18 protein-coding genes are annotated in these 16,063 nt (G+C 61.4%); 1 reads left to right on the top strand and 17 read right to left on the bottom strand.

What is annotated here, in order from left to right; all coding sequences use genetic code 11:
* Window position 1: 1 nt before the first annotated feature.
* From glyS to rpsP, 7 genes are read right to left on the bottom strand one after another with little or no spacing between them, the layout of a single operon-like run.
* Window positions 2–2,098, bottom strand: coding sequence for a glycine--tRNA ligase subunit beta (gene glyS, locus AB5Z54_RS03190; protein ID WP_368160171.1), 2,097 nt, complete (start codon window positions 2,096–2,098; stop codon window positions 2–4).
* 3 nt (window positions 2,099–2,101) lie between these two features.
* Window positions 2,102–3,013 carry a glycine--tRNA ligase subunit alpha gene (locus AB5Z54_RS03185; RefSeq protein WP_006236091.1) on the bottom strand — a complete coding sequence of 304 codons (912 nt, stop codon included), beginning with the start codon at window positions 3,011–3,013 and terminating at the stop codon, window positions 2,102–2,104.
* Between the two features lie 59 nt (window positions 3,014–3,072).
* Window positions 3,073–3,636, bottom strand: a complete 564-nt coding sequence (lepB, locus tag AB5Z54_RS03180; RefSeq protein ID WP_035138578.1) for a signal peptidase I — start codon at window positions 3,634–3,636, stop codon at window positions 3,073–3,075.
* Window positions 3,637–3,638: 2 nt separating this feature from the next.
* Window positions 3,639–4,397 (bottom strand): tRNA (guanosine(37)-N1)-methyltransferase TrmD, encoded by a 759-nt coding sequence (gene trmD, locus AB5Z54_RS03175; protein ID WP_117654832.1) that lies wholly within the window; start codon window positions 4,395–4,397, stop codon window positions 3,639–3,641.
* 10 nt (window positions 4,398–4,407) lie between these two features.
* Entirely contained in the window at window positions 4,408–4,929 is a 522-nt protein-coding gene (rimM, locus tag AB5Z54_RS03170) for a ribosome maturation factor RimM (protein ID WP_118405508.1), read from the bottom strand.
* Window positions 4,930–4,933: 4 nt separating this feature from the next.
* Complete coding sequence (locus AB5Z54_RS03165) at window positions 4,934–5,179, bottom strand: KH domain-containing protein (protein WP_171021534.1); 246 nt, start codon at window positions 5,177–5,179, stop codon at window positions 4,934–4,936.
* Between the two features lie 42 nt (window positions 5,180–5,221).
* Window positions 5,222–5,563 (bottom strand): 30S ribosomal protein S16, encoded by a 342-nt coding sequence (rpsP, locus tag AB5Z54_RS03160; RefSeq protein ID WP_022094749.1) that lies wholly within the window; start codon window positions 5,561–5,563, stop codon window positions 5,222–5,224.
* Window positions 5,564–5,764: 201 nt separating this feature from the next.
* Here rpsP and dinB point away from each other — a divergent pair, with 201 nt between their 5' ends.
* Window positions 5,765–7,018 (top strand): DNA polymerase IV, encoded by a 1,254-nt coding sequence (gene dinB, locus AB5Z54_RS03155; protein ID WP_368160167.1) that lies wholly within the window; start codon window positions 5,765–5,767, stop codon window positions 7,016–7,018.
* A 94-nt stretch (window positions 7,019–7,112) separates the two neighbouring features.
* Here dinB and rsfS read toward each other — a convergent pair whose 3' ends face one another.
* From rsfS to AB5Z54_RS03105, 10 genes are all read right to left on the bottom strand, one after another.
* Entirely contained in the window at window positions 7,113–7,568 is a 456-nt protein-coding gene (gene rsfS / locus AB5Z54_RS03150; protein ID WP_117745948.1) for a ribosome silencing factor, read from the bottom strand.
* Between the two features lie 27 nt (window positions 7,569–7,595).
* A complete protein-coding gene (yqeK, locus tag AB5Z54_RS03145; RefSeq protein ID WP_193221482.1) occupies window positions 7,596–8,129 on the bottom strand; it encodes a bis(5'-nucleosyl)-tetraphosphatase (symmetrical) YqeK in 534 nt (177 codons plus the stop codon).
* 87 nt (window positions 8,130–8,216) lie between these two features.
* Complete coding sequence (gene nadD, locus AB5Z54_RS03140) at window positions 8,217–8,894, bottom strand: nicotinate-nucleotide adenylyltransferase (RefSeq protein ID WP_055285119.1); 678 nt, start codon at window positions 8,892–8,894, stop codon at window positions 8,217–8,219.
* Between the two features lie 3 nt (window positions 8,895–8,897).
* Window positions 8,898–10,364, bottom strand: a complete 1,467-nt coding sequence (gene obgE / locus AB5Z54_RS03135) for a GTPase ObgE (protein ID WP_368160165.1) — start codon at window positions 10,362–10,364, stop codon at window positions 8,898–8,900.
* 85 nt (window positions 10,365–10,449) lie between these two features.
* The gene (gene rpmA, locus AB5Z54_RS03130) at window positions 10,450–10,707 is read right to left on the bottom strand and encodes a 50S ribosomal protein L27 (RefSeq protein WP_006236075.1); all 258 of its coding nucleotides are present in this window, start codon (window positions 10,705–10,707) and stop codon (window positions 10,450–10,452) included.
* Window positions 10,708–10,740: 33 nt separating this feature from the next.
* Window positions 10,741–11,115 (bottom strand): 50S ribosomal protein L21, encoded by a 375-nt coding sequence (rplU, locus tag AB5Z54_RS03125; RefSeq protein WP_035138585.1) that lies wholly within the window; start codon window positions 11,113–11,115, stop codon window positions 10,741–10,743.
* A 67-nt stretch (window positions 11,116–11,182) separates the two neighbouring features.
* Complete coding sequence (locus AB5Z54_RS03120; RefSeq protein WP_368160162.1) at window positions 11,183–11,995, bottom strand: TIGR03936 family radical SAM-associated protein; 813 nt, start codon at window positions 11,993–11,995, stop codon at window positions 11,183–11,185.
* Window positions 11,992–13,869, bottom strand: coding sequence for a TIGR03960 family B12-binding radical SAM protein (locus AB5Z54_RS03115; RefSeq protein WP_118094270.1), 1,878 nt, complete (start codon window positions 13,867–13,869; stop codon window positions 11,992–11,994). Before AB5Z54_RS03115 ends, AB5Z54_RS03120 begins: the two co-directional genes overlap by 4 nt.
* A gap of 10 nt (window positions 13,870–13,879) precedes the next feature.
* Entirely contained in the window at window positions 13,880–14,809 is a 930-nt protein-coding gene (locus tag AB5Z54_RS03110) for a YcjF family protein (RefSeq protein WP_006236071.1), read from the bottom strand.
* Window positions 14,810–14,827: 18 nt separating this feature from the next.
* Entirely contained in the window at window positions 14,828–16,054 is a 1,227-nt protein-coding gene (locus tag AB5Z54_RS03105) for an FtsW/RodA/SpoVE family cell cycle protein (protein WP_117790420.1), read from the bottom strand.
* Window positions 16,055–16,063: the final 9 nt, after the last annotated feature.

The raw sequence follows: 16,063 nt of genomic DNA, 5'->3' as shown, positions 1-16,063 counted from the left end.
CTTACTTTTTGCGGGCAAGCTCACCGATGTTTGCGATGCCGGAGAAAACGGCCTCGAAGCGGTTGAGCAGCTTAAGGCGATTATCGCGGAGCTGCTCGTCCTTGTCCATGACCATGACCTCATCGAAGAAACGGTCAATTGGAGCACGCAGGGCGGCAAGGGCGGCAAATGCGGCCGGGTAATCCTCGGCAGTAAGGGCGACGTCGACAGCAGTCTGAGCAGCCTCGGAGGCGTCGGCAAGCGCGAGCTCGGCCTCGCCCATCAGGCTGCGGTCGTACTCCGCACCCAGCTCGGGCTTGGAGATGTGCGCGGCGCGGGCATAGGCGGTCGCCAGGTTGTCGAACGTCTCAGCGTCGTTCTTGCGGGCCTCGTCGAGGGCGGCGCAGCGGGCGAAGAAGACGGACGGGGCGATGATGTGCACCGCGGAGACGGCGGCAACGGTATCGGCAGGAATCTTCTCGTCGCGGGCCATGCTCACCAGGCGGCCGTGGAAGAAGTCACGGACCTGCTGGGCGACCTCGGCGGCGTCGAACTCAATGCGCTGCTCACTGTAGAGCTCGAGGGCGAAGTCGATGAGCGACGTGGGGTCGATCAGCAGACGGTCGCGCAGGATGTTGATGATGCCGATAGCGGCACGACGCAGCGCGTAGGGGTCCGAAGAGCCGGTCGGGGGCTCGCCGATGGCAAAGATACCGGCAATGGTATCGAGCTTGTCGGCGCAGGCCACGATGCAGCCAGCGGTGCCCTCGGGCAGCTCGTCACCGGCAAAGCGAGGACGATAGTGATCGCGAATGGCGTGGGCGACCTCGTCGTTCTCCCCCATCGCGGTCGCGTAATAACCGCCCATTACACCCTGCTGGCTCGTGAACTCGACGACGGCGTTAGACACCAGGTCGGCCTTGCACAGGTGCGCGGCGCGAGCAGCGTCGGCGGCAAGATGGGCGCCCAGGTGAGCCTCGCGGGCGATAGCGAGCGCGAGCTGCTCGATGCGCTCGGACTTGGCGAGCACGCTACCGAGCTTCTCCTGGAAGGCAACCTTGGCCAGACGCTCACGGAACTCGTCGAGGGAGATCTTCAGGTCCTCCTCGTAGAAGAACTTTGCGTCGTCCAGACGGGCGCGCACGACGCGCTCGTTGCCGTCGATCACGCGCTCGGCGTTCTCGGGCTTGCTGTTGGAGACGACCACGAACTCACGCGTGAGCTTGCCCTCGCCGTCATAGATCGGGAAGTAGCGCTGGTTGGTGAGCATGGACTCGCAGATAATCTCGTGCGGGACCTTGAGGAACTCCTCATCGAAGGTACCGACGAGCACCGTCGGCCACTCGCAGAGGTTAATGACCTCCTCAAAGACCTTCTTGGGCGTATCGACATGGCAGCCGGGACGGGCAGCCTCGACCTCGGCGATACCGGCAAGGATGGCCTCACGACGACGCTCGGCAGAAAGCACGCCGGCGTCCTCAAGCACCTGCTCGTAGACGGCGGGGCTGGCAACCACATGGTCACCGGGGCCAAGCACGCGATGACCACGCGTGGTGTTGCCGCTCGTCACGTCGGCAAACGACACGGGCACAACATCCTCGCCCAAAAGACAGCAGATCCAACGGACCGGACGAACAAAGGTCGCATGCTCGTGACCCCAGCGCTGGCTGCGGTAGTTGGGCCACTGCAAGCCGGCGATGGTCTTCTCGCATAGAGCGGTCAGAATCGGCGTAGCCGGTGCGGAGGGAATGTTCTTCTCGGCAAAGACGTACTCACGACCGTCAGTGTCCTCGCGACGGACCAGGTCCTCGGCAGCCACACCGCACTTGCGGGCAAAGCCCTGGGCGGCCTTGGTGGCGTTACCGTCAGCGTCGAAGGCAATGTTGGCCGCGGGGCCACGCTTGACCTCGTGAACCTCATCGGTCGCGGTGGCGACATTAGCCACGAGCGCGGCAAGACGACGCGGGCTCGAGATCACGCGGACCTCGCCGTGAGCCAGACCGGCCTCGTCGAGACCCTTGGCGATCATGGTGCCAAGCTGCTTGACGGCATTGTTCAGCGGTGCGGAGGGCATTTCCTCCGTACCGATCTCAAACAGGAAATCCTTAGCGTCTGCCATGGCTTACGCCACCTCGCCTTCCTGGTCGGCATTCTCGTTGACTCCGGCGACCTCGGCCATGTAGGCCTCGCAGCACGCCTTGGCGACGGCGCGGACGCGCAGGATGTAGTTGGCACGCTCGACCGCGGACAGGGCGCCGCGGGCATCGAGCAGGTTGAAAGCGTGGCTGCACTTCATGACGCAGTCATATGCCGGCAGCGGCAGCTTGCGCTCCAGGCAGGAATGGCACTCGGCCTCGTAGTCATCAAACTTCTGACGCATCATCTCGACGTTTGCGACCTCAAAGTTATAGGCACTGAACTCGCGCTCGTTCTCGAGGAACACGTCGCCATAGGTCATGGGCGTGCCGTCGGGCAGATAGCTCCACACCAGGTCGTAGACCGAGTTAACGCCCTGGGCGTACATGGCGATACGCTCCAGGCCGTAGGTGATCTCGACGGGCACGGGGTCGACCTCGATGCCGCCCACCTGCTGGAAGTACGTAAACTGCGTGACCTCCATGCCATTGAGCCAGACCTCCCAGCCAAGGCCCCAGGCGCCGAGCGTCGGGCTCTCCCAGTCGTCCTCGACAAAGCGGACGTCATGGTCGTTGGGGTCCAGACCGATAGCGGCAAGAGACCCCAGGTAGAGCTCCTGGGCGTTAACCGGAGAAGGCTTGATGAGCACCTGGAACTGATAGTAATGCTGCATGCGGTTGGGGTTCTCACCGTAGCGGCCGTCGGCGGGACGGCGGCAGGGCTGCGCATAGCAGGTGCGCCACTCGGCGGGACCGAGCGAGCGCAACGTGGTCGCGGTATGGAAGGTACCGGCACCGACCTCGGAGTCATAGGGCTGCATAATGACGCAGCCCTGCTCGCCCCAGTACTGCTGGAGGCGCAGGATGATGTCTTGGAAGGAAAGCGATGAAGCGTTCATGCCTCTAATATCCCCTCGTCGAAACGATTACACGGTTAGGTACTGTACTATAGCGGTTTTTAGTCGATAGCGCCGATGCGGTTGAGCGGCCAGTAGCGCACAAGCGCCACAGCGATCAAATCAGAGCGATCGACGGGACCAAAGTAGCGTGAGTCGGCAGAGTTTTCGCGGTTGTCGCCCATCACCCACACGCACCCGTCGGGAACGGTGTAGGGATAGCTTACCTGAGCGCCGGGCGCTTGGACTGAAAGTGGCCAGCTCATGCCCGTCGTATAGTCCTCGTCGAGCGCCTGGCCGTCAACAACCACCTTGCCATCCTGCAGGTCGACCGTCTGGCCGGCCGTGGCAATAACACGCTTGACAAGAACATCATGCTCGGAGGTGCCATCGGGGTTGTGAAACACCACGATATCGCCCTGCTTGACGGGCTGACCGAGCTCGAGGCTCACCTTTTGTGCCAGGATCTGGTCGCCAATCTCGATCGTGGACTCCATGGAGCCGGTGGGCACCACAAAGGGCTCGACCACAAACGAGCGAATCAAGAAGGTGGCGACCAATGCGATCGCGATGACCGCGATCCACTCAAAAGCGCCCCTCAACGCGGAATGCTGCGATGGAACCATTCTCACTCCTCGCTCTGCGAATACGAAGCGTCCAAAATCTCCTGCGCGTACGCACGCTCCTGGGGCGTAAGGCGCGCCGTCTCGATCAGATCGGGACGCCAGCGGCAGGTGCGCTCGATGGCGTTCTTGCGACGCCAGGCATCGACCTTGGCGTGATCGCCACTCACGAGCACCGGCGGCACGCCCTCGCCGTTGAACTCGGCGGGACGGGTGTACTGCGCGTACTCGAGCAGGCCTCCGTCCTCGGCGGTCGAGAACGACTCGTCCACATTGCTCATCTCGTCGCCCAGGGCGCCGGGAATAAGGCGTACGACGGCATCGGCAACGACCATAGCGGGAAGTTCGCCACCCGTAAGCACGTAGTCGCCGATCGACAGACGCTCATCGGCATACGCATACGCACGCTCGTCGACACCCTCGTAGCGACTGCACACAAACAACAGGCGCTCACTTTTGAGCAGGCGCTCGGCCACATGCTGCGTAAAGGGCTCGCCACAGGGGGTAAAGAACACCACAGTGGGCTTGGGACCCTCTGCGCTAATGGCCTCGATGGCCTCTGCGATAGGCTCGACCTTCATGAGCATGCCCTGCCCGCCGCCGTACGGCTCGTCATCGACGGTACGATGGCGGTCGTGCGTCCAGTCGCGCAGGTTATACGCCTTAAAATCAAAAAGGCCGGCCTTGCGGGCGCGGCCCAAAATCGACGTGGACATGACGGGCTCAAACATCTCGGGAAAGACCGAAAGGGTCTCAATCAGCATGTTGTCCTCCCTACTTGTCCATATCGATCAGGCCGTCCATCACGTGGACGGAAATTGTTCCTGCATCGGGAAGATCGAGCACGACCTGCTCGATCACGGGAATCAGCACCTCGCCGTACCGATCACCCTCGACAACCCAAACATCGTTAGCGGGCGTCGACATGATCTCGACGATCGTGCCGAGCGAGCCGAAGCGCTCGTCGACCACCTCGCGACCCATCAGGTCGGTATAGGCAGCGTCGAGCGAATCGAGCTCAAAATCGTCACGATTTGCCAGCACGTAGCATCCCGTGATGCCCTCGGCGGCCGTCAAGTCGTCAATGCCCTCAAACGAGACCAGATCGCCATCGCCCGTATCGGTGACGGACACGACCGTGCAAAAGCGGTCGCGCTTGAGCGCCGGCGGCGTCAGGGCGACGCGCATACCCGGCTCTAATACAGAAGGAAGCCCCCGCAGCGGCTGCGCGAGGACCTCCCCCTTCCTTCCGTGCGGCTTGACCACACGGGCGATGTTTTTGTACTGGGACCTCAAGGTCCTAGCCCAGAACCTCTACCTCGACAGCAGTGTCGAGGCGAGCGGCCAGTGCACGGGCGAGCGTGCGAATGGCCTTGATGGTACGGCCACGACGGCCGATGACCTTAGCGACGTCATCCTCGGCGACCGAAACCTCAATCGTAGAGGCGTCGTCACCATCGATGACCTCAAGGCTCACGGAATCCGGGTCGTCGACGATCTGAACAACGAGATATTCGACGAGATCGGCGATGCGATCTGAGAGCATTGCCTCACCCTCGAGCTGTGCAGCGTCAACCTCAGGCACGATTTACTCCTCGGCGCCCTCAGCGGCCTCAGCGGCAGCCTTAGCGGCCTCGGCCTCTTTGGCGAGCTGCTTCTTGGACTTCTTGACGACGGTCTCGGTCTTCTCGCCCTCGTTGGCGGCCTTGACCAGAGCGGCGACGGCGTCGGTGAGCTGAGCGCCCTTGGACTGCCAGTCGGCGATCTTCTCGAGGTCGAGGTTGATGGTCTTGGGGGCGGTCATCGGGTTGTAGCGGCCAACCTCCTCGATGATACGACCGTCACGCGGGGCGCGGGAATCGGCGACGACGACACGGTAGTACGGACGCTTCTTAGCGCCGTGACGAGCAAGGCGAATCTTGACTGCCAAAGGAAACTCCTCCAACCAAGCAGCTTTAGGCTGCAACTACAAACAAACAGCTGAACATAATACGCCATCGACGCGGGCAGGTGAAGTCCGTGAGACCAACTTCTTCGGTGTAGTCGAGGGCAAATCCATATCTTAGACAAGAATTCAGGATTTGCAAGCACATACACGCACCCCACATGAGCTGCGCGGTATACTCATGACATGGAAAGACGCGAACATACATACGGTTATGAGGATGCCATGGGCGTCACGCCGCCGCCCTGGACGGGTCCGGCGGTGGGCCTGATGGACCTTGATGCGTTTTTTGCGAGCGTGGAGATGCTCGATCATCCCGAATGGCGCGGAAAGCCGCTCATCGTGGGCGGAGACGCCGATTCGCGTGGCGTCGTGTCCACGTGTTCGTATGAGGCACGTCGCTTTGGCGTGCACTCTGCCATGGCCTCGGCCGAGGCGCGGCGCTTGTGCCCGCAAGCCATTTGGACGCATGGGCATTTTAATCGCTACCGCGAGGTCAGCGCGCAGGTCATGGCGATTCTCGCCGACGAGACCCCGCGCGTTGAGCGCGTATCCATCGACGAAGCCTTTATCGATATCACACCGGGTCGCTTTGCGCCCGAAGACCCGCTGCTGGTTGCGCGGCGTATAAGCGACCGCGTGGCAGGGCTGGGAGTGACCTGCTCCATTGGCGTGGGCTGCAACAAGACGGTCGCAAAGATCGCAAGCGAGCGGGATAAGCCGTTTGGGCTGACCATCGTGCGCCCCGGAACCGAGCAGCGCTTTTTGGCCGCGCTGCCGGTATCTGCCATGAGCGGCATCGGGCGCTCGGCCGAGGAGCGACTGCGCCGCATGCGCATCTACACCCTCGGCGAGCTATCACGTGCACCGGAATCCACCTTGTCCTCTATTTTTGGCGTCAACGGCGAACGCATGCGCCAGCGTGCGCTGGGACTCGAAATCTCTGAAGTCACGAGTCTCGATGAAGAGCGCGAGGTCAAGTCGGTCAGCAATGAACGCACCTTTGCGAAAGATTTGACTGAGCGTGGGGATATTGAGGCGGCGATTGCGCTGCTGGGCGAGTCAGTGGGACGCCGCCTGCGCCGTCAGGGACTAACGGGCGCCACGGTGACGCTCAAGCTCAAGTATTCGTATGGAAACGGTCGCTCGGCACAGCGCCGGCTGCCTCATCCGACCGACGATGAGAACATCTTCGTGGCGGTTGCACTCGAACTGCTCGACAACATCTGGCAGGAAGGAATGCACGTGCGCTTAGCAGGCATCGGCATGAGCGACTTTGACCATCAGGGCGGCATCCAGACTGACCTGTTCTGCGAAGTCGATGACCGCGGGGCCCAATCCAGCGACCGACGCGACCTCTCCGTCGCCATCGACGCCGTCCGAGACAAATTCGGCGACACCGCCCTTTCCTTCGGCCGCCAATCCCGCTTCAACGATTAACCGCCTTTGGGCAAAAAGAAAGCCGGGCAGGTGCGGAAAACCGCAACTGCCCGGCGATATGCGTGAGGGTAGCTAACCCGTCTCAAATGAGCTACTAGAGGAGGTTGAGGGGGAGCTGGGGGGCGTCGCCCCAGAGTTTCTCGAGGCGGTAGAAGTCGCGGGCTTCGGGAGTGAAGACGTGGACGACAACCGAACCATAGTCCATGAGCATCCAGGTCTTCTGCTCGCGACCCTCGATGGAGAACGGGTGCTCGCCGCAAGCCTCGGCGACCTTCTCCTCGATCTCGTCGACGATAGAATCGACCTGGCGGTTATTGGTACCGGTGGCAAGCACAAAGTAGTCGCATACGTCGGAAAGCTCGGTCAGGTCGAGCACCTGAACGTCCTCGCCCTTCTTGTCGTAGGCGGCCTGCGCGGCGGCGCGGGCGACATCCTCGGCGGCGACACCGCTCGCGGACAGCGAGGCGGCAGTGCGGTCGGACGTGGCGGCGAAGCTCTTGTGCTCCACATGTTCAAGAATCTGCTCGTCGGTCATGGTCTCGTCGGCCATGGAATACCTCTTTCTAGACAGCCCGAGCTAGCGCAGCTGGGCGTAATGGTTGTAAATCGTAATAGCCGTGGGATAAAGATAGCGCCCGGACTGGATCACATAGACCAGACCCTGCGCAAAACAGGAGAAGAACAACTCATCGAGCGTCGACTCCCCAACCATCTTGCGCAGCGCATGGGCATAATCGCCGTGGCGGTTGGGTTCGATGGCATCAGCCACAAAGACCACCATATCGAGCGGCGTCATGTCGCAAGCGCCCACGGTGTGACGGTCGACAGCCTGAAAGACCGCCGGCGACAGCTCGGGAAAAAGCTGCGGAAGCTCATAGGCGGCAACAGGGCCATGCAAAAGCGGCGTCGCGGCGGAAGGAGAGCCGGCAATCTTAATGCCGTAATGCAGAGCGCGCGTGACCAGCTCGTCGTCGGAGAGCACTTTGTCCCAGTCATGGATCAGGCCGGCGGCAGCGGCATCAAAGCGGTCAACGCCGTAGACCTCGGCCAGATGAAGTGCGGTCTCGGCAACACCCAGCGAATGCACATAGCGCTTGCGCTTATCCTTCATGCGAACATCGAGCAGCTCTTGAATGCGCTTGAGCAGCGCGCGCTCATCGCCCTCAAACTGATCCTCTACCGACAACGTAGACCCCCATCACTCAAAATCTTCTTGGCCCAAATCGGCATATAGCCTGCGTTTGCGAATGTAGCCGAGCACGGACTCGCTCGTAAGATAGCGCACGCTCATGCCGCGGGCAACTCGCTTACGAATGTTCGTCGAGCTGATCGCCAGCGCCGGAATCTGAATATAGCGCACGTCGAACGGCAGCCCCGACTCTTTGATTCGGGCACGCGCCGTATCGATATCAAAACCCGGTCGCGTCGCCGCAATAAAGGTAGCAAGCTCAGCGATTCGTTCGGCATCATGCCAGGTCACAATATCGATAATCGCGTCGGCGCCCGTAATAAAGTAGAGCTTTACCTGCGGCGGGTAAAAGTCGCGAAGGGCATGAAGCGTATCGGCCGTGTAGGTTACGCCCGGACGGTCGATCTCGAACCGACTCGCCAAAAAGGCCGGGTTCGCGGCGGTGGCGAGGACCGTCATGGCATAACGGTCCTCAGCAGGCGTCACCGGCTTGTCAAGCTTAAAAGCAGGAGAGCCCGCCGGCATAAAGAGCACAGCGTCCAAGTCGAGCGACTCGCGCGCCTGCTCGGCAGTCACCAGGTGCCCGTAATGGATGGGATCAAAGGTGCCACCCATAATGCCGAGCCTAAACTCCTGCCCGTCCTCTAGAGGAAGCTCGGGCAGACCGATTCCACCGCGCAGCGACATGGCCTACTCGCCCTCCGAGGTCTCGGCATCGCCCGCGGCATCCGCCGCATCGACAACCTCGACGTCCTCATCCGCAGCATCAGCCACGTCAATGGCTTCAACGGCAACGTCCTCGCCAGCATCCTCGAGCTCTTCGTACTCCGAGAAGTCCTCAGCGCCCTCAAAGTCAAAGGCGCGCTGACAAATGCGGACCTCGTCGCCCGCACGGCAACCGGCCTTCTCGAGCGCGTCGTCAACACCCATACGCGCAAACTTATGCTGCAGGTAAATGACGGCTTCCTCGCTTTCCCAGTCGGTCTGGATGACCATACGCTCAATGGCACGACCGACCACGCGGAAGGCACCGGGCTCTTCCTGAACAATGCGGAAACGCTTCTCACGCTGCAGGCGACGGCGCTCCCACTCATCGTCGCGCAGAACGACCGGCTCATCCGAGACAGCCAACTCGGCGCGCAGCTTAGCCACCTGCTCGCCCACGGCAAGCATCAGCGTATTGAGGCCGGCGCCCGTCACGGCAGACACGGCAAAGAACATATGTCCATCGTCGAGCGCTGCGCGCTTGAGGTCGGCAATCTTGTCGGCCGTGCCCGGCGCATCGCACTTGTTGGCAACGACGATCTGCGGACGCTCCGTAAGCTCGGCGCCATACTGCTCGAGCTCGCGGTTGATGATGTGGTAATCCTCGACCGGATCGCGATCCTCAAAACCACCCGTCATGTCGACGACGTGCATGATCAGGGCCGTACGCTCAATGTGGCGCAAGAACTGGTGACCCAGGCCCTTACCCTCGCTCGCGCCTTCGATAAGACCGGGGACGTCAGCAACGACGTAAGAATATTCGCCGGCACGCACCATGCCGAGGTTCGGCACGAGCGTGGTAAACGGGTAGTCGGCGATCTTGGGGCGGGCGGCACTCATGCGCGCGATGAGAGATGACTTACCCACCGAGGGGAAGCCCACGAGCGCGGCATCGGCCATGAGCTTCATCTCGAGCTCAATCCAGTGCTCCTCGGCCGGCTCGCCCAGCTGGGCGAACGCGGGCGCGCGGCGCACCGACGTCACAAAGTGCGTATTGCCGAGACCACCGGCGCCACCAGGGGCCACGACAACGCGCTCGCCATCATGCACCAGATCGGCAATCTCGAACATCGGGGTCTGCGTCTCAGGGTCGAGCTCGCGCACCACGGTACCCATAGGGACCTTGAGAATCAGGTCCTCGCCGCTCTTACCGTTACGACGGGCACCCTGCCCGTGCGTGCCGCGCTCGGCGCGGAAGTGATGCTTAAAGCGGTAATCGATCAGCGAAGACAGCTGAGCATCGGCCTGGATGACGACATTGCCGCCACGACCGCCGTCGCCGCCATCGGGGCCGCCCTTGGGGACAAATGCCTCGCGCCTAAACGACATGCATCCGGCTCCGCCGTCGCCGCCGCACACGTTAATGCGGCTGATATCGGTGAACTGTGACAACAGAATCGCCTCCTACAAAAAAGAGGGAGACCCTTGAATCCTAAAACTCAAGTGCCTCCCACATATGTGCTCTATGAAGGGTGAATTACGCGTTCGCGAGCGGGCGTACGCTGACCCTGTGCTTGATACCCTTGTGGAACTCAACGGTACCGTCGACCAGCGCGAACAGCGTGTCGTCCTTACCACGGCCAACGTTCTCACCCGGGTGGATGTGCGTGCCGTGCTGACGGACGAGAATCGTGCCCGTGGTTACCGTCTGGCCGGCATAGCGCTTCGTGCCAAGGCGCTGACCGCGGGAGTCACGGCCATTACGGGAGGAACCGAGTCCTTTTTTGTGTGCCATTGTGTATACCTACTCTTTCGTTACGAGTGTAATCTACTCGGCGACGGGAGCCTCGGCAACAGCCTCGGCCTCTGCCTTGACAGCCTTCTTGGCGCGGGACGTAGCCTGGACCTTCACGATCTTCAGCTTGGTGAGCTGCTGACGGTGACCCTTCAGACGACGATAGCGCTTGCGCTTGTGGAACTTGAAGACCAGCTGCTTCTCGCCCTTGAACTGCTCAACGATCTGAGCGGTAACCTTGGCCTTGGCCAGCTTGTCGGGATCGGTGACGATCTTCTTACCATCGTTGAGGAAGATAACCGGCAGGGTGACCTTGTCGCCCTCATTGCCCTCGATCTTCTCGACGGTGATGACATCGTCGGTGGCGACCTTGTACTGCTTGCCGCCCGTGTTAACGATTGCGTACATGTTTACTTGCCCTTCATGCATCAGTTAGTGCAACAGCCGAATATAGTAGCAGGCGAAAATACCCCCGTCAACGAGTATGTGGAGCAAATCCACAAGTTCGCACAGGTATGGGGCTGACGAGTCGGCCCTCGTCGTCCTCGCATGCTTGATTCTGACGCTCGACATCGTAGGAGCAGATGGTCACGAGGTCTTGCATACCGGTGGAAACAATAGGTGCATCCACGCCCGGGGTCAAGCCCTGCAACAAAACATCAGCAGCGGAAAGCAAAATTTCCGGACGCATGGAGCCCTCGTTGTCGGCATGGGTGTCGAGCATGAGCACCAAATGGTCCGGGCGCTCCCCCGCCGTGAGCTCATAGCCCACGAGCGTGTGATCCAAATCCAAGCGCTTGCTCTTTTTTCCGCGCGCGTAGTCGATGCCATTGCCCGCGCGCAGCGTGTCGATCGCACGACGCACCTCGTCGGCGCTTACGGGCGCCTCGGGATCCAAGTGCAGGTCGATGCGATACGAAAGGCGCGTGAGCTGCGCCGTCAACGCCGGCGTGCGCACGTCGATGTACGCCGCCTCGATGGGCGCCAGATCGGCCGGAGACGCCGCAGCCAGGCGCCCAAACGCCTCGTCGAGCGCCACGAACTCGGTCATAAACAGGTCATACCACTCGCAGGTCGACGACGTACCAACAGGCAGCGCCGAAGAGAAGCCCACGCGCATGTGCGGAGAGAAGCCCTGCGTGACGGCATGGGGAAGCCCCGCACGGCGCACGATGCGCTCAATGGTATGGATTACTTCGAGATGCCCCAGGTACTTAAGGCGATCGCGCTTTCCATAGCGAACACGAAGTCTAAAGAGCGTGGGGTTGTCGGTCAGGCGCTCACTCATGCGCGATCACCCATCAATACATTCTTGGCGTGGAGCGTGGGGCAGATCCCGCAGCCGGTGCACGACGTGCGGGTGCAGTCGGGAGTCGTGACGCCCTCGAGTGAGCGACGGTACTCGCGCTCGAGGAAGCCGCGCGTGCAGCCGGGGCTCACGTGCTCCCACGGCAGGCGCCAGTCCAACTCGTAGGGCAGGTGCACGAGCTCATTGAGGTCGATGCCGTTTTTGGCAGCAGCTTCCTTCCAGTTATCGAGCGAGAAATGCTCTACCCAGGCGTCAAAGCGAGAGCCCGAGCGCCAAGCGTCGATGATGACGGGCGTCATGTCACGACCGGCGCGGGACAGCGCAGCCTCGATGAGCGAGGTCTCGGCATCGTGGTAATGAACGCGGACGGCACGGTTGCGAACGCTCGTGATGAGCAGCTTCTGGCGACGCTTGACGTCGTCGTAGTCGAGCTGCGGGCACCACTGGAACGGCGTGGCAGCCTTGGGGATAAAGACCGAAACCGAGATGGACACCGAGATCGAGCCGCGACGAGCCTTGGGCACCACGGAACGACCGAGCTCCAGCACGTGATCGGCCAGATTGGCGATGGCCACGATGTCCTCGTCGCGCTCGCCGGGAAGGCCCATCATAAAGTAGAGCTTCATGCGGTTCCAGCCGGCCTCGAAGGCCGCCTTGGCCGCACGGTCCAGGTCCTCCTCGGTCACGTTCTTGTTAATGATATCGCGCATGCGCTGGCTGCCGGCCTCGGGCGCGAACGTCAGGCCGCCCTTCTTTTCGCCGGCAACCGACTCAGCCATATCCACGCCAAACGAATCCAGGCGCTGCGACGGAATAGACACGCGAATACCCGTATCCTCCAGGCGACGGTTGAGCCTGCCGAGCACGTCGCGAATGCAGGAGTGGTCGGTCGTGGAGAGCGAGGTCAGCGACACCTCGTCATAGCCAGTCTTTTCCAGGCCCTGAATCACCGACGAGACGATCTGGTCGGCCGAGCGCTCGCGCACCGGGCGATACGTCATGCCGGCCTGGCAAAAACGACAGCCGCGGGCGCAGCCGCGCAGGATCTCGATAGACAGGCGGTCGTGAACCAGCTGCGCATAGGGCACGCACGACTGCGACAGCGGATTCGTGGCGCCGAAATCCTCGACGACGCGCTTGTAGACCACGGTCGGCGCATCCTTGCCCTCACGTGGCACGGTGTAGCCATGCGGCGAGCAGGGCTCGTCATGACGAACCTCATAGAGTGACGGCACGTAGTTGCCGGCAATGGATGCAAGCTGCTCAACAATCTGCGCGCGCGGGACTCCTTCGTCACGCAGGCGGCGATGCAGCTGGCAGGTCTCGAGCAGCGATTCCTCGCCCTCACCGATGAGGATGGCATCGAAGAAGGCCGCGTACGGCTCGGGGTTGTACACCGAGGGGCCGCCGGCGATGATGATGGGGTCGTCTTCACCTCGGTCGGCCGCTAACAGCGGAATGCCAGCGAGGTCGAGAGCCTCGAGGAAGTTCGTCACCGCCATCTCGTGCGGCACATGCAGGCCGACGATATCAAACGAAGCGACCGGCGCTGCACCCTCGAGCGACAGCAGCGGAATGCCCGCCTCGCGCATGGCGTCACCCATATCGGGCCACGGCACATAGCCGCGCTCGCAGGAGATGCCCTCGGCCTGGTTAAGGATGTTGTAGAGGATGGCGATGCCCTGGTTGGGCAAACCAACCTCGTACACATCCGGGTAGATCAGGCAGCAACGGTAGTCGGCATCGGCCTTGGAAAGCGTGCCCCACTCGTGATCGATATAGCGGCTCGGCTTCTCGACCTTGGCGAGCAACGGCTCAATTAAATGAAAACAATCTTGGTACGGAACGCGCAACGGAAAACCCCTAAGCAGCGAGATCTGATGCGTCCTGGTAGGACGCCATAGGACGGGTAGCGCCCGCGACCGTGGTCACAAGATCGCGAACGCGGGAAAACGTGGCAGTGACTACCTCATTGGCACGGCTGTAGTCGACATCGCGCTCGTAGAGCGAAACGAGCGCACGGCCCATGCCATAGGTGCCCGCGGCAGCAGTGAGCGCCTTGACGGCAAACCCAATATGCGGCGTCTGCTTGACAAGTGCGCGGGTGACCGCTCGGATCACAAGACCGCCGGCAAGCACGCCCGCGACCTCGTAGCCGCGCTCAGGCTTAATGCCGCGTCCAAAGACGGCAGCGAGCTCAAAGAGCATGCCCACCTGCGCCAGCGCCATAACGGGATAATCGGCGCCCGGCAAAAACACCAGCGCACCGGTCGCCATATTGGTGAGCGCGCACGAGGTGATGATACGATTGGCCGCCGCGATGCGCATGAAGGCAAAGTTCGCCGCAAAAGCCGTTTCCTTGTCGGTGCGATCAAGAATCCAGCGGGCAAGCGTCTCGAGCAGATACGTCTTATCGGTTGCCGCTACCACGCCGAGCATGGGCGTGGACTCCTCGATAAACGGCACCTCCACAGCAGACTCGGCAAGCACGCACACGGGCGCGCCGGCGATCACGAGCTCCTGCACGGCACTCTCCAAGCGGTCGGAACCACACGAGAGCACCAGCACCACATCGGTATCGGTCTTTGGAGCAATTCGCTCCTCCCCCAGACGCTCGACGCGCACAATGCCCGAGGTCGTCTGCGGCACAAAGGCGTCACGCACCGTCTCGGCCAGAAAGCGCGAGGCGGACGAATCCAGATAGACCGAGACGCGCACCGGCGTATCGGAATCCTTCTTAACGGACGCGCCCATCTTAAAAGCGCGGGTCAGCTTATCTACGGGAATTTTCATAGCAAACCCCTCCAGCGGTTACGCGGCGCCCGAACGATGCCGCCATATGGATTGTACGATACCCACCGTCAGCAGCTGAATCATCATCGAAGACGAACCGAAGCTAATAAACGGCAGCGGAATACCGGTAATCGGCATCATGCCGATGCACATGCCGATGTTTTCGAAGGTCTGGAACGCCCACATGCCAACGATGCCCACACACGAAAGACGCAAAAACAGCGACTCGCACTTAAAGGCGACGCGAATCGTCGAGAAGATGAGCAGTACGTACAAGCACAGCAGCAAAAAGGAGCCGCAGAAGCCAAAGGTCTCGGACAAAAAGGCGAAGACGAAGTCGGTGTGGAACTCAGGCAGAAAGCCGCCGGCCGACTGCGTCGCATGCCCCAGGCCCTTACCAAAGAAACCGCCCGAGCCGACCGCGATCAACGACTGCTGCAGATTGTACGCATCGTCCGAATCGGCATTATCGGGGTCGATAAAGACCGTCAGACGGTTCATCTGATACTGCTTGATGAGCACATCATGGCCGAGCAACGAATCAAAGACCGAATCGAGCGCCAGGACGAGGGCCACCAGGCCCACAAGCAGGGCCAGGGTCGACAGCACCCATTCGCGGCGTGCACCGCTCATACAGATGACGATAGCGCCAGAAACCAGCACGACCAGGCCCGATCCCAGGTCGCCCATGGCAACGACGGCCAAAAACGGAATGGACAGCATGCCGCAGAGCTTGACGTAGTCGCGAACGGTATCGATGCGACCGTTATACTGCGAGCCAAGCGTAGCAATAAAGAAGATGGTGATGAGCTTGGCAAGCTCAACCGGCTGAAATGTCAAGCCGATACCGGGAATCTTGATCCAGCCCGTCATGCCCAGACCGCCCGTATAGGACAGACCCGGAATCTTTGGCGAGAGGATCACGATCAGGTCGATGACGAGCAACGCCGTCGAGAAATTGGAAATACCGCGCAGGTCGGTACGCCAGACCAGCACCGCCAGCACCGCCCCGATGCCAATTCCCAGCAGATGGCGTGAGAACGAGGCATCGGCCTTAAACTGCGAAGCCGACCAGATAATGATGGCACCGTAGGCGACGAGCGCCACAGTAGCCACGAGCACACCGATATGCACCTTTTGGCGAAACGTGCCGCGCGAGGCCGAAAGTTGCTTGTTGACGCGGTCCAGGCTGCTGCGAGAGCCGGTCTTGGTTGAACGGAACAGATCCGCCGGAGAAAAATCCATCGCAACCTC

Source organism: Collinsella aerofaciens (genome assembly GCF_040910185.1).
Classification (GTDB): domain Bacteria; phylum Actinomycetota; class Coriobacteriia; order Coriobacteriales; family Coriobacteriaceae; genus Collinsella; species Collinsella aerofaciens_BF.
The sequence above is the reverse complement of the archived record's forward strand: the minus strand, read 5'-3'. Positions and strand labels throughout refer to the sequence as shown.